20 protein-coding genes are annotated in these 12,584 nt (G+C 56.0%); 9 read left to right on the top strand and 11 right to left on the bottom strand.

Features of this window, described 5'->3' with window-relative positions; all coding sequences use genetic code 11:
* Positions 1-20 precede the first annotated feature (20 nt).
* Complete coding sequence (locus tag BM026_RS29035) at positions 21-341, bottom strand: hypothetical protein (protein WP_139217579.1); 321 nt, start codon at positions 339-341, stop codon at positions 21-23.
* Positions 342-358: 17 nt separating this feature from the next.
* Positions 359-712, bottom strand: a complete 354-nt coding sequence (locus BM026_RS25950) for a hypothetical protein (protein ID WP_093530562.1) — start codon at positions 710-712, stop codon at positions 359-361.
* Positions 713-777: 65 nt separating this feature from the next.
* Here BM026_RS25950 and BM026_RS25945 point away from each other — a divergent pair, with 65 nt between their 5' ends.
* Complete coding sequence (locus BM026_RS25945; RefSeq protein WP_093530560.1) at positions 778-1,701, top strand: DNA cytosine methyltransferase; 924 nt, start codon at positions 778-780, stop codon at positions 1,699-1,701.
* A gap of 153 nt (positions 1,702-1,854) precedes the next feature.
* Here the strand turns inward: BM026_RS25945 and BM026_RS25940 are convergent, their stop codons facing one another.
* On the bottom strand, positions 1,855-2,619 hold the full coding sequence (locus BM026_RS25940) for a hypothetical protein (RefSeq protein ID WP_093530558.1): 765 nt from the start codon (positions 2,617-2,619) through the stop codon (positions 1,855-1,857).
* 185 nt (positions 2,620-2,804) lie between these two features.
* Between BM026_RS25940 and BM026_RS25935 the strand changes: the two genes are divergently transcribed.
* Complete coding sequence (locus BM026_RS25935; protein WP_256575554.1) at positions 2,805-3,179, top strand: hypothetical protein; 375 nt, start codon at positions 2,805-2,807, stop codon at positions 3,177-3,179.
* A 242-nt stretch (positions 3,180-3,421) separates the two neighbouring features.
* Here BM026_RS25935 and BM026_RS29030 read toward each other — a convergent pair whose 3' ends face one another.
* On the bottom strand, positions 3,422-3,787 hold the full coding sequence (locus tag BM026_RS29030; RefSeq protein WP_139217578.1) for a hypothetical protein: 366 nt from the start codon (positions 3,785-3,787) through the stop codon (positions 3,422-3,424).
* A complete protein-coding gene (locus BM026_RS25930; protein WP_093530556.1) occupies positions 3,780-4,193 on the bottom strand; it encodes a DUF6864 domain-containing function in 414 nt (137 codons plus the stop codon). The genes BM026_RS29030 and BM026_RS25930 overlap by 8 nt, the downstream gene beginning before the upstream one ends.
* A gap of 101 nt (positions 4,194-4,294) precedes the next feature.
* Here BM026_RS25930 and BM026_RS25925 point away from each other — a divergent pair, with 101 nt between their 5' ends.
* Genes BM026_RS25925 through xerC form a run of 6 tightly spaced genes read left to right on the top strand, consistent with a single transcriptional unit; the run spans position 4,295 to position 7,040 of the window.
* On the top strand, positions 4,295-4,618 hold the full coding sequence (locus tag BM026_RS25925; protein WP_093530602.1) for a hypothetical protein: 324 nt from the start codon (positions 4,295-4,297) through the stop codon (positions 4,616-4,618).
* 49 nt (positions 4,619-4,667) lie between these two features.
* Entirely contained in the window at positions 4,668-5,000 is a 333-nt protein-coding gene (locus tag BM026_RS25920; protein ID WP_093530554.1) for a hypothetical protein, read from the top strand.
* 49 nt (positions 5,001-5,049) lie between these two features.
* Positions 5,050-5,535, top strand: a complete 486-nt coding sequence (locus BM026_RS25915) for a hypothetical protein (protein ID WP_093530552.1) — start codon at positions 5,050-5,052, stop codon at positions 5,533-5,535.
* A gap of 36 nt (positions 5,536-5,571) precedes the next feature.
* Positions 5,572-5,790: a hypothetical protein gene (locus BM026_RS25910; RefSeq protein WP_093530550.1), complete on the top strand. Its 219-nt coding sequence runs from the start codon at positions 5,572-5,574 to the stop codon at positions 5,788-5,790.
* Between the two features lie 2 nt (positions 5,791-5,792).
* Complete coding sequence (locus BM026_RS25905; RefSeq protein ID WP_093513291.1) at positions 5,793-6,005, top strand: DUF4224 domain-containing protein; 213 nt, start codon at positions 5,793-5,795, stop codon at positions 6,003-6,005.
* The gene (gene xerC / locus BM026_RS25900) at positions 6,006-7,040 is read left to right on the top strand and encodes a site-specific integrase (protein WP_093530548.1); all 1,035 of its coding nucleotides are present in this window, start codon (positions 6,006-6,008) and stop codon (positions 7,038-7,040) included.
* A 422-nt stretch (positions 7,041-7,462) separates the two neighbouring features.
* Here the strand turns inward: xerC and BM026_RS25895 are convergent, their stop codons facing one another.
* Entirely contained in the window at positions 7,463-7,660 is a 198-nt protein-coding gene (locus BM026_RS25895) for a hypothetical protein (RefSeq protein WP_071488211.1), read from the bottom strand.
* Positions 7,661-7,857: 197 nt separating this feature from the next.
* On the opposite strand from BM026_RS25895, the gene BM026_RS25890 reads away from it, so the two are divergent.
* Positions 7,858-8,463: a cysteine hydrolase family protein gene (locus tag BM026_RS25890; protein WP_093530546.1), complete on the top strand. Its 606-nt coding sequence runs from the start codon at positions 7,858-7,860 to the stop codon at positions 8,461-8,463.
* Positions 8,464-8,520: 57 nt separating this feature from the next.
* Here the strand turns inward: BM026_RS25890 and BM026_RS25885 are convergent, their stop codons facing one another.
* From BM026_RS25885 to pstC, 5 genes are all read right to left on the bottom strand, one after another.
* Positions 8,521-9,111, bottom strand: coding sequence for a hypothetical protein (locus tag BM026_RS25885; protein WP_092243784.1), 591 nt, complete (start codon positions 9,109-9,111; stop codon positions 8,521-8,523).
* Positions 9,111-9,809 (bottom strand): hypothetical protein, encoded by a 699-nt coding sequence (locus tag BM026_RS25880; protein ID WP_093513294.1) that lies wholly within the window; start codon positions 9,807-9,809, stop codon positions 9,111-9,113. Before BM026_RS25880 ends, BM026_RS25885 begins: the two co-directional genes overlap by 1 nt.
* Positions 9,810-9,838: 29 nt before the next feature.
* A complete protein-coding gene (pstB, locus tag BM026_RS25875; protein ID WP_217649954.1) occupies positions 9,839-10,600 on the bottom strand; it encodes a phosphate ABC transporter ATP-binding protein PstB in 762 nt (253 codons plus the stop codon).
* A gap of 76 nt (positions 10,601-10,676) precedes the next feature.
* The gene (gene pstA, locus BM026_RS25870; RefSeq protein WP_058427836.1) at positions 10,677-11,570 is read right to left on the bottom strand and encodes a phosphate ABC transporter permease PstA; all 894 of its coding nucleotides are present in this window, start codon (positions 11,568-11,570) and stop codon (positions 10,677-10,679) included.
* Complete coding sequence (pstC, locus tag BM026_RS25865; RefSeq protein WP_092243790.1) at positions 11,570-12,535, bottom strand: phosphate ABC transporter permease subunit PstC; 966 nt, start codon at positions 12,533-12,535, stop codon at positions 11,570-11,572. Before pstC ends, pstA begins: the two co-directional genes overlap by 1 nt.
* Positions 12,536-12,584: the final 49 nt, after the last annotated feature.

The raw sequence follows: 12,584 nt of genomic DNA, 5'->3' as shown, positions 1-12,584 counted from the left end.
AACGATCATGTGCCACTTTATTATCCAAAAAGTTTTTCTTTAGCTTTATTCTTTAGTGGCTGAATCATTTTTGACACTCTGGACTTGACTGATTCAATGTCAGTAAAACCCTGGCTACGGAGGTGCTGCCACCGCTCCAATGTCCTTAAGGAGTTTTCTTCTGAGCGATCATCAAATGTACCGTATATGATTAAGCTAACAGATGAATCGATGAGATCGCAAAACAAAGAATCAAGATCATATAAATCTAGAAATTTGGCTTCGAGCTCAACACCCCATAACTCTGCGCATTCAACTCTAAATGGTTCAAGCGCAGCCACTGCTTCCTTTGCTTTCTTCAACTGCTCCTCATAAACACCTACCAAATAGTTATCTCGCCCCCATCTCCAATCCAACTATTATTTTCGATTTTCCCTACAGCGTTCGCTGCGTACACCCAGTTCTTTATCATTTCGTCTTGATAAATGCGTAACACCACAATTAACTTACGAGCAAGCTCGTGATCGGCGGTCGCCTTACCCTGCCGCCTCCATGAATTCAGTCCAACATATGCGACCGATACAGCGGCAATCGTTGCGGCCACCCCCATCATGTCAAATAGATCATGAATATTTTCGACTTTGTAGAAGTCACTTGGAAAACTCAATTTACTCCACACAACACCTGCCAAAAATAACAGCACACAAGCAAACCAAATAAGTTTGTCCTTCATACAATACTCATCCTAAACGACTGACTGATGCTATCAGGCCATCAATGGTCAATGCGAGCTATCTTATGACTACAGCAATCGACCTATTCTCCGGTCTAGGCGGATGGAGCACTGGCGCGCGCGCCGCAGGCGTCCAAGTTCTATGGGCTGCTAACCACTGGCCAGAGGCCGTAAAGTGGCATGCAGCCAACCATACTGGTACCGAGCATGTCTGCCAGGACTTGCACCAAGCGCAATGGGAGAGGGTCCCAGCGCACGACCTGCTGTTGGCTTCTCCATGCTGCCAGGGACACCCGAAAGCCCGCGGCAAGAAGTCCGGCAACCCGCAGCACGACTCTTCACGCTCGACGGCCTGGGCAGTGGTATCGGCGCTAGAGTTTCACCGGCCTGAAGCAGGACTGGTGGAGAATGTCGAAGAGTTCATCGACTGGGCGCTGTACCCGGCCTGGGTCGCGGCGGTGCAGGCGCTGGGCTATCAGGTCGCACCGCACGTCGTGGACTGCGCCGACTTGGGGGTGCCACAACATCGGGTGCGACTGTTCTTGGTCCTGACCCGCAGCAAGGCGCCACTGATGCTCGAGCTGCACCGACACCGACATGTGCCCGCCGCAAGCTTCCTCAACTTCGACTCCGGCCGATGGTCCCCGATCGAGAAGCCCGGCCGGGCTCAGGCCACCCTCGATAGGGTGCGAAACGGTCGGGAACGCTTCGGTGATCAATTCATCATGCCCTACTTCGGAAACGGTTCGGGGCTGACCGGGCGCGACATCAACCGGCCGATAGGCACGATCACCACCCTGGATCGATGGGCCCTGGTCAACGAAGACCGCATGCGGATGCTCTCGGCGAGCGAGGCCTTGGCCGCCATATCTTTCCCGGCTGACACCCTTCGACCAGACAACCACCGGTTGACTATGCACATGGCGGGCAACGCGGTACCGCCACTCGCCGGCCAACGAATCATCGAAGCGCTGAAAGCCGCAGCATAAACCACACTCCACCGCCCGGGCATGGCCCGGCAACGACTCGTTCGGGCGGCGTGATCAAGCAGTCGCAGTTTGGCCACCCATGAGATGCGAAACTATTCTGCCGCATGTACGAAAATAGTCATCAAATCAACGTAACTAATAGTTTGAGAAGGGTCACTGAGTGTTCAGATAATTCAGCGCAAAAACGAGTGAAATCATCCCTAATAAAATCGGGAGCACGACCTCAAGAATTACAACTCGGAGACCTTGCCAAGAAATAAGATTCTTGTGCCAAGCTTCATACCGCTGCAATGAAACCTCTATTCGTGGGCTCAACAAAATCTCTCTATTCGTTTTAAGGTCATTAGTGAGATTAATTAGATTTGCGTTAACCTGCCCCATCAGATGGGATGTTCCAGCTATCTCAGGTGAGCTGCTTCTTTCGCCCATGTTTTCTATACGGCGCTTGATTTCTTCAAGGTCTGTGTTGACCTTATCCGCGAGCTCTTCAACTACGATCAAACGGCGCGTGTAGGTTTTCCACCAATTTAATAGGCTTGTTTGCTTGGGGTCATCTGGATAATCTACATATTGACTACCTGCTCTGGCGCCGGTTTGAAATGCCAATTTTGCACCAGTAACACGAACCCGATATTCAAGTAACAACTCACCAACGTAACTTATAAAATGAATCAAAGAATATATCAGAACTAAAATGTCGCCAATTACGATTTTGTCTGCGGTCACCCCCTTAAATGCTACCCCGAATATCGTAAATGTGTCGCTTGGCTCGATCTTAGCAAGAACCAGACAAAGCAAGGCGATAGACGCAGCCATCAGGCTTTTTCTAACCCTGACGGCTGGTTCAGAAATATCAAACCCAGCAGGTTTTCCTAAGACCTCAGTCACCGATGCAATGTCTTTATCCCGTTGTTCCACAATTAACTCCTAGAATGCGCATCGATTTTTTACATCATGCCATGCGCACGCGCGTTCAGCAGGCAGTTGAGCTGGTCGCTTGCCCTCCTTTCTTCATAGATTGCCACATGACTGTGGAAGGACTCCCCATGCCTACAGAAAACAAACTCACCCTGAAGTAACAGCGAGCCGAGCAGGTCAATCAGGTGATCCGGATCATCGGCACCCACGGCCGGCGCTTCTTCTTCAACCAGGTCGCTGATCGCTACGCCAGCATGGAAGTGGATCAGCGCGGCAAGGTCTGGTTCATCGACGACTACAGCGCGCGGCGGATCTTCACGCACAAAACAACCTGGGGTGGCCGGTGGCGAGGCTTCAGCCATGGCGGCACGCTTCGGTCGCTCGTTGAAGGGTTCCGGGATTACATCCGCACCAGGGAGCCAATGCACCCTGGTTACCTCGGGCCTGAGCGGTTCGGTGACAGCAACATTTGGAGTTACGACGCGGAAGGCATGAAGGCAATGCGCGAGCAGGCCGGCGCCCTTCCGGTGTTTCGCCAGCCAGTCGCGGAGGCCGCATGAAGCGCATCTGACTCAGTAGTTACATGACCGGTGTGCTTGGTCTAGATTTGGACGTCTTCAACGCGATAAGCACTACTCCCCGCGCAAGCAGCAACACGCAAATACACCGCCGGATCACTCCGGCGGCTCCTAGCACACCCCATATTAGCTACGACAGAATGTCGGAAGATACCTATTTAACTTAGCAACTAGTGATGGCTGGCTCAATGTAAAACCAGAGAAGCTCAACAAAACTCTACAAATTAAATTTTATTTTTAACCTTTGCCATCAGATCATCAACACTAATCACCTTCCGAAGGCGAACGATACAAACCACCAACCATACTAAAGAGATTATAAATGAAATGACAAAAATCGCCACCCAGGTATCTGGAGATAGCCCGAACCTAGCATTGAAATTCGATGTAAGCAGCACCAGTATTATGGTCAAGCAAATACCTAAGGGAGCCTGCCAAGAATTTTTCCCGCTTAGACAGTCTACATACTGCCGCAAAATGAGTTCCAGTTTTTCTGTAGTAATTTCTACGACCTCCGCGGAAACGTTGCTATGAACTTCGAAAACATCTATCCGCTTCTGTCTAGGTTGCTTACCTGTTGGATTATTCATGCGCTGGCACCTCCGAACTTTCGATGGCCATCTCTTCAGCGCTCACATCTGCATACTTCAGCAGAAACTGAATATCCAGACAATAAACTTTTCCAGCCTTTTTTGCGGAAGCTATGAAATACACTTCATCTCCATCTTGGGACTCCGCAAAAGATAATTGCTTTTGCATAGTCGCACCAAGGACAGAATTCCAATTACAAAAAGTTATCACTGCATCTTGAGCTTTACCTTTGACCGTAATGGATCCTTTCGAATCGTCCGATTCCTCTGTAACAAACTTAATTGTTACGCTCAGAGGAAGATCCGAATCGGGCAAAGAAAATTCAATTCTCGCCTCATCACCCTCGGGAACTATAAGCCGACACGATTCGACAAGTAATTTATCACCGATTTTTATGACCGTCATTTGAACTCCCTCTCAAAAAAATGGCATTTTGCCATGCTTTCTTTGAAAAATATGCCCCCTTCCCCTTAAAAGTCAGCCGCTACAGCGGCAAGGACGAAGTCATGCCTGAGGAAACTGTTTTGATCCAGCCGCTGCCCGTTGAGCGTGACGAACATGGCTACTGGACCCACCCGGCCTGGCCATCCACCGAAGACGAGTTGATCCCATACGCCTGGTTTGACTCGCGCGGCCTGGAAGTGCGCGAACTTGAATTCGAATACGACGCGTCAGAAGATGTCCAGGCGTCTTGGCTTGCTGAAGGTATCGCCGACTGTGCAGCCTGGAACCCCACCAATCCTCCTGGCGAAGGCTGGTTCATCTTCTCGATTCACGATACCGACGACGGCCCTATGTGCGTGTGGGTACGCAAGCGGGTGACGCCATGATCGCCACCATCTGGTTCGCCTACGTGTTCATCTACAGAGGGCCCAGGCCATGAATGACCGCGAGCTCTTGGACCTGGCAGCCAAAGCGGTCGGCATTGAGCTTGAAGAGAATCGCCACTGCCCTTCCGGCGAGATATGGATCGTCGATAAAAAGTCAGGTCTGGATGTCGTCTGGTCCCCGCTGACGAATGACGGCGATGCACTGCGCTTGGCGACAAGCCTCCAGCTTAGCGTGCTCTGGTTCACCAACCTGCAGTACGTGATTGTCGAGCGCCGAGGCTTCGGCGAGAACATCGGCTGGACCGATGATGCTGGACGAGCCGGCGCGCTCCGCCGAGCAGTCACCGTCGTAGCAGCTCAAATCGGCAGCACACTTCCCTAACCCCAATCCCCCTACATGCCTGCCGGTGAGCGGCGGGCGAGGTATTCCTATGCCCGAAGAAAAGAATGCATTCCGAGACGCCGCTATCGAAGCCATCTCGGATATGGCTCAGCACCTGCCGCTTGGTTGCGAACTGCTGGTGGTGGCTTGCCGCCCCGGCAAGAAGGACTTTGACCTGGTGCTGCCGTCGCCCGAGTCGAACTTGAACAACGCCCTGGACGCTCTGCGCCGAAACGGCCTGAGCATTGACGGCGACAACGCCTACAAGCGCGACCTGTGCGACATGATTGTCGGAGCCCTGGCTCTGGGCGCCCAAAACTCCAACCCGCCGCTGGCCGATCACTGGGCGCAGCATTTCTGGCAGATAGCCAGAGAGGAGCGTGCTGGGTTCGAAGAGTTGGTCGCGGCCCTGACCCTTGCAGTCGAGCGCTGGACCATGCTGGCAAACGAGTTGAAGCACACAACCCCGGAGCATGAGCGAGAACTCGCGGTGATCTCGCAAGCCAGGAACGCAATCTCCAAGGCCACCCGCTAACCCACCTTCTGCCGCCCAGCGCGGCAAGGACACCCTATGTTCGCTATGAAACTGACCCTGCTTTTGCTGGGCGCTTTGCTGTACCTGGGCGGAACTTGCACCTGGTTCATCTGGATAGGCCCCGACCTAGTTGGCACCGGCACCACCGAGGCGTTGCTCTACGCATTCACCGGTACCTGCGCCTGGCTGCTGATCACCTTCGGCCTGGCCATTCAAATCATCAAGACAGCGCGGCCCACGGCCGGCAAGAGGTAGGTATGGACGGAATTCACTTCCTGTCGCACGAAGACGTCTGCACGCTCACCGGTGCCAGAACCAAAGCTGGCCAGATTCAGGTGCTCAAAAGGAACGGCATTCGCCACACCATCAAGCGCAGCGGATGGCCATGCGTCATCGCGTCGTCCCTTACCGGCGAGGCGATTGCTGTATCAGCAGAGAAACCAAAGTGGCAGCCACGGCTGGTGAGTTAAATGGGAAGGAAACCAACAAACCCTGACAGCGTTACCCGCCTCAGGAAGCGCAAGCAGCGCAGCGGGATCATCTATTACTACTACGACATCGGCGGCTCTCCAAGGAAGGAGATCGCCCTGGGCAGCGACTATGGGCTGGCGATTGTCGAATACGCGAAGCTGGAAAAGAGTCGCGCCTCGTCTGCCATGGTGCAGGCGGTGCTGACATTTGCCTATGTCGCAAACATCTACATGGGCGAGGTAGTACCCACCAAGAGCCCGGCAACACAGAAGGATAACGCCCGGGAGCTGAAGCAACTGCTGAAGTTCTTCGATGATCCGCCGGCGCCTCTGGAGGCGATTGAGCCGCAGCACGTCGTGCAATACCTCCGACAGCGGGGCAAGACAGCCCCAGTGCGCGCCAACCGGGAGAAGGCGCTGCTCAGCGCCATATGGAACTTTGCCCGACGCAGCGGCTATACCGCCTTGGCCAACCCGTGCGCCGGCGTCAAAGGACATAAGGAGGCCGGCCGCGACCAGTACATTGAGGACGAGATGTTCGCTCTCGTCTACCAACACGCCGAGCAACCGTTAAGGGATGCTCTGGACCTGTTCTACCTGACGGGTCAGAGGATCGCCGACACCCTGAAAATGGATGAGCGCGACATCCGCGACAACCGGCTGGCCGTCATGCAGGGCAAAACCAATGCGAAAAGGAGGATTGAGATTACTGGACAGCTAAAGGTCGTGATTGATCGAATCCTGGCGAGAAAGGACGGGCATAAGATTCGAACAAGCCGGCTCATCGTTATGGATAACGGACAGCCAATGACCAAGAGCATGTTGCGCGGGAGGTTTGACGCGGCCCGAGAAGCGGCCGGTGTTGAGAAAGGAGATTTTCAGATGCGCGATCTGCGCGCTAAGGCGGGTACTGACAAGGCCGAATCGAGTGGTGACATTCTCCAGGCGCGCGACCAACTTGGGCACACCACTGTGGTAATGACCGAGAACTACATCAGGAAAAGGATCGGCAAAAAGGTCACTCCAACCAAGTGAATTTTGCACCGCAATCATTTTTACCCCCTTGAAAACAAAGGGCTACAAGGGAGGTAACACCAATGCATAGCGGTGCAGAATAATCGCTAACCTTTTGATTTATTGGAAATACCTAGCGGACTTAAAATCCCCCGCTCGTAAGGGCGTCCCGGTTCGATTCCGGGTTCGGGCACCATCTCTTGCTCCATGGGCAGCCAGTAACGTCCATGAAGCCTTTTAAAACCCGCCCCAGGTCGGGTTTTTTCGTTTCCATCCTCAGAGCCCCCCTGGCCTGACGGTACTTTCCCTGTGCAAATCAACGCTTGCCAATCTCCAGACGGGAACGATGTGTAGCCTGCCTCGCACCCTCTACTGATCAGCAGCCGACCGGCCCAACAAAAATCCCTACGCAAAGGTAGGGATTTTTTGTGCCGGGAGGCTCATCAATTGTCGGGGTGTTCCCGCGCGACTGAATCGGCAGCATCCACGTCAGACATATCCTCTTCAAGCGGTGCCTCGTCGTCTGGCGGGAGCGGGATATTATCCTCGTCATGCCTTGGATCATGCCCGGTCTCGTTGTCTGTGCCGCGGGTCACGTCCTGTTGTGAAATATTCCCTGGGGCGTTTTCATTGATGTCCATACGGGTTCTCCATTTGTAGGCTCGGGTTATCCGCGCTTATTGTTCAGAGACGGCACGGCGTCTGGAGTGCCCGGCATTAGACGAATGGCGAAATATAAAACCAGGGTCAAACCGGTGGTTGCGGGATAACGCGCCAGAGGTGTCTATGCTGAAGCGACACGCCGCCCCTCTATCATCAACCCTATCGGAGACCCGACATGAATCCAAACGCCACAGCCCTTGTCCTGATCGAGTTCCAGAACGACTTCACCACGCCAGGGGGCGTGTTTCATGACGCCGTCAAAGACGTCATGCAGCAGTCCGACATGCTGGCCAACACCGCAACCACGGTGCAACAGGCACGCAAGTCGGGCGTAAGGATCATTCACCTGCCAATCCAGTTCGCCGATGGCTATCCCGAACTGACCACGCGTGACTATGGGATTCTCAAAGGCGTTGCCGACGGCGGCGCGTTTCGCACAGGCAGTTGGGGAGCCGAAATCACCGATGCGATTCCCCGTGAAACCAGCGACATCCTCGTGGAGGGCAAGCGCGGGCTGGATGGGTTTGCAACCACGGGACTGGACTTGGTGCTGCGCAACAACGGCATCCACAACCTGGTAGTGGCAGGGTTCCTGACCAACTGCTGTGTCGAGGGCACCGTGCGCTCAGGCTATGAAAAAGGCTACAACGTCGTGACCCTGACCGATTGCACGGCGACATTCACCGAAGAACAGCAAAAGGCTGCCGAGAACTTCACCCTGCCGATGTTTTCCCAGGCGTTACGGCATACCGAGTTCCTGGACGCATTGAGCGCCAAGTAGAAAAAAGGGGCGACTGATCAATCAGTTGCCCCTTTTGCTTGATGCCCGTTATTGCGCTCAACCGTTCAGCGTCAACCCCGGATAAGCCTGCACCGGCACCTTGTGGCGCTGCGGTTGCTGGCGTGCAAGCTGCGCCCGGACCTGCGCGACCGCATCCAACACGCGTTGCGCCCACTGCTCGTCTTCCGGGTCGACGACCACCACGCGAAAACCATGGTCGACACCTTCAAGCTGCACACCCTCGGAGTCATCGACGTGCAGGTCGATGTCGAAGGCCGGTGGGAATTTCGACGGTGTGCTCGTCAGCCCACGCTCGGTGAGAGCCTGGTTGTGTCGCACGCTGTTGACGACGCCGTCCACATGAATGCCGTACAGCAGCAACCAACGACGGATGTAGGACGGCGTACGACCCGACGAGGTGTAGACCCACACACTGCAGCCCTGGCGGCGCAGCTCGCGGGTCAGGGACCGGGTGCCGCTGCGCAGCGGCTCACCCAGCCAACGGTGCACACACGCCGGCAAGCGGCTGTGTTCGGTCGCGCTGTGGTGCAGCTGGCAGGCCAGCGTGTCATCGATATCGAATGAGATACGGACGCGTTGACGCTTGAACACCTGCTTGATTGTGTCGAGCACGGGGTACCTTCCCATCATTGATTTCCCTGATACACAGGCACAGGTGTGTCGCTCAGGAAAAACTCCATTGGATCAGGGGCCTTGTCTTCCAGGAACGCGGCATATTTTTTCTTGATCTTCGGCAATTCGTACAAAGCCATGACGCCATGCTTGGCGGAGTTACGTATGACCGAGGACGGGTTGAAATAGCCCTCGGCGTTGTCCAGCGTCAGCACAAACGGTGGCAACCCCTCGCGCATCAACAGGTAGCTGACGATCAGCGAGCCACTGCGGTGGTTGCCTTCAATGAACAACTGCGGCTTGCTGAGCACTCGCACATACACCCCGGCGGCCCGCTTCCACACCGACTCGCTGTGGTGCTTGCAGTACCAGTTGTACAAGTCCTTGATGCCACCTTCGACATTATTGAAAAAGTGCACTTCGGTGGCCGCCAGGTGCTGGGCGTATTCACGCCGGCGTCCCGGGTCTGTGCCGCACAGCACGGTGGCATTGATCTCCAGCATCAGGTTCAACTGCTGAAGGTCGAACAGATCCACACCGCGCGCAACATAGTCGTCAATCAAGGCGTAGCCTTCAAGCACATTCTGCAACACTTCGTCCGTCAGGGGGTCGCGTGGCTCGGTAAAGTCCCGGCTGAGCTGGGCAAAACGGCTCTGGACCTCACGCAGGGCGCGTTCGATGGCGAGCAAATCAAGACGACGTGTTGCAGTCATTGGCAATCCTGAAAACGGAGAATGGCGGGTCAGCTGAACTTGCCGCTGATGTAGTCCCCGGTCATTTGTTCGCGCGGGTTTTCGAAGATCTGCGTGGTCGCGCCCATTTCCACCAGGTAACCGGTACGGGTGCCCTGGGAGATGTCCACCGAGAAAAACGCAGTGGTATCGGCCACACGAATCGCCTGCTGCATGTTGTGGGTGACCAGCGCGATGGTGTAGTCCTTTTTCAACTCGACCATCAGTTCTTCGACACGGCGTGTGGCGATGGGGTCGAGTGCCGAGCACGGTTCGTCCAGCAACAGCACTTCCGGCTCGGTGGCGATGGCGCGGGCGATGCACAGGCGTTGCTGCTGGCCGCCGGACAGCGAGAGGCCGCTGACCTTGAGCTTGTCCTTGACCTCATCCCACAGCGCAGCGCCTTGCAGGGCGTGTTTGACGCGGTCGCCGAGGTCGCCTTTGTAGCGGTTCAGGCGCAGGCCAAAGGCCACATTGTCGAAAATGCTCATCGAAAACGGGTTCGGCTGCTGGAACACCATGCCGATGTAACGGCGCACGACTACCGGGTCAACGCCCTTGCCGTACACGTCCTGGCCGAGGAAGTGCACGTGGCCTTCGAAACGGAAGCCCTTCACCAGGTCGTTCATGCGGTTGAGACTACGCAGCACCGTGGATTTGCCGCATCCGGACGGGCCGATGAAGCCGGTGATCTTGTTTTTCTCGATCGGCACATGGCTGTCACGCACCGCCATGAAGTTGCCGTAGAAAATCTTGTCCAGCTTGCAGTCCATGACCACAGGCGACTGGGTGATAAACGGAGCGGCTACTTGCGCAGTTGACATGTTCAAAATTCAGATGCTCCCGTTCTTAGTACTTGGGCTTGCCGAAAATACGGCTCACGATATTCACGACCAGCACGATCATCACCAGCACCAACGAAGCCGCCCAGGCAAGTTCGAGCTGGTTGTCGAACGGCATGCCGGAGAAGTTGTAAATCAGCACGGCCAGGGACGCCGTCGGATTCATCACTGCCAGGCTGCCGTCGTGGTAGATCCAGTAGTTGCTGAACAGCGCGGTGAACAACAGCGGTGCGGTTTCGCCGGCGGCGCGGGCCACGGCGAGCATGACGCCCGTGAGGATCGCGGGCATGCCGGTGGGCAAGACGATTTTCCAGATCACCTGCGAGCGGGTGCAGCCCATGCCGTAGGCGGCGTCCTTCATGATCTTGGGCACCATCTTCATCGACTCTTCAGCCGTGAGTACCACGATCGGCAGCATCAGCACGGCCAGCGCCACGCCACCGGCCGGGGCCGAGTATGTGCCGGTAGTCATCACCACCAGAGCGTAGGCGAACACACCGGCCAGGATCGATGGCAAGCCGGTCAGCATTTTGGCGGCAAAGCGCGAGGCGTTTGCCAGCTTGCTGTCCGGCCCCAGTTCCGCCAGGAAAATCGCCGCCAGGATGCCGACCGGCACCGCGATGGCGGCGGCAATACCGACCATCACGAAGGTGCCGGCCATGGCATTGCCAAAACCGCCGCCAGTCTCGAAACCGGTAGGTGGCAATTCGGTGAACACTTCCAGGCTCAGGCGCGCACCGCCACGGGTGATCAGCATGTAGAGCACGGAAATCAGCGGCACGCTGGCCAGCAGCGCGCCGAACCACACCAGGGTGGTCAGCACCAGACTGCGCAGGGCACGGCCTTCGAACCGACGCTGCAGGCTCGGCATCGCCGTCATAGGCGTAGAAAGGTCAGTCATTATTTAGTCCCCCGCTGGGCGTAGACCATGATCATCGAACCGATGATGTTCACCAGCAGCGTGATGAACATCAGCACCAGCGCGGCGTACATCAACACTTCGATCTCGTTGGGGCCGGCTTCGGGGAAGTTCAGCGCCAACAGGGCCGCCAGGGTGTTGGCCGGCGCAAACAGCGACAGCGAAATGTTGTTGGCGTTACCGACCAGCATGGCCAGGGCCATGGTTTCACCCAGGGCACGACCCAGGCCGAGCACCAGGGAACCGAAAATACCGGTCGCAGCGGACGGCACCATCACCTTGAGAATCGCTTCCCAGTGGGTAGTGCCCATGCCGTAGGCCGCTTGCTTGGTTTTCATAGGCACTGCGGTGAGGGCGTCCTGGGAAACGGCGGCGATGGTCGGCAGGATCATGATCGCCAGCACCAATGCAGCCGGTAACAGGCCAGGCCCGCTGAGGGACGTGCCGAAAAAAGGAATCCAGCCGAGTTCGCTGTTGAGCCACGCAGTGAGCGGGCGGATGGCCGGGATAACCACATAAATGCCCCACAGGCCGTAGACCACGCTGGGGATGGCGGCAAGCAATTCGACGATGGTGCGAAACACCGCTGCCAGTTTTGCCGGCAGGAAATCCTGGGTGAGAAAAATCGCCATGCTGACACCGAAAAAACCCGCGATCAGCAACGCAATAAGGGCGCTGTAAAGCGTGCCCCAAATAGCTGGCAGAATGCCGTACTTGCCTTGGTTAACGTCCCAGACACTGCCGAACAGCACGTCGAAACCGTGCTTTTCCATGCCGGGAAGTGCCTTGCGCCCTACTTCGAAGACCAGCGCGAACACCAGCGCCAGCACCAACACCACGCCTATGCGTGCAAGCGCACGGAAGGTACGGTCAACCAGGAAATCCTTCGTAGAGGGTGGCTGGCACGCAGAATCCGGGTTAACCGGTACGACAAAGGGTTTGTTCATTGGTTGATTCCGGAACAAGGGGGGATCGCTCCCGACATGGCTGACGGCC

This window comes from Pseudomonas sp. NFPP24, from assembly GCF_900112095.1.
GTDB lineage: Bacteria > Pseudomonadota > Gammaproteobacteria > Pseudomonadales > Pseudomonadaceae > Aquipseudomonas > Aquipseudomonas extremorientalis.
Note: the sequence above shows the minus strand (reverse complement) of the source record. Positions and strands in the feature narration are given on the sequence as shown.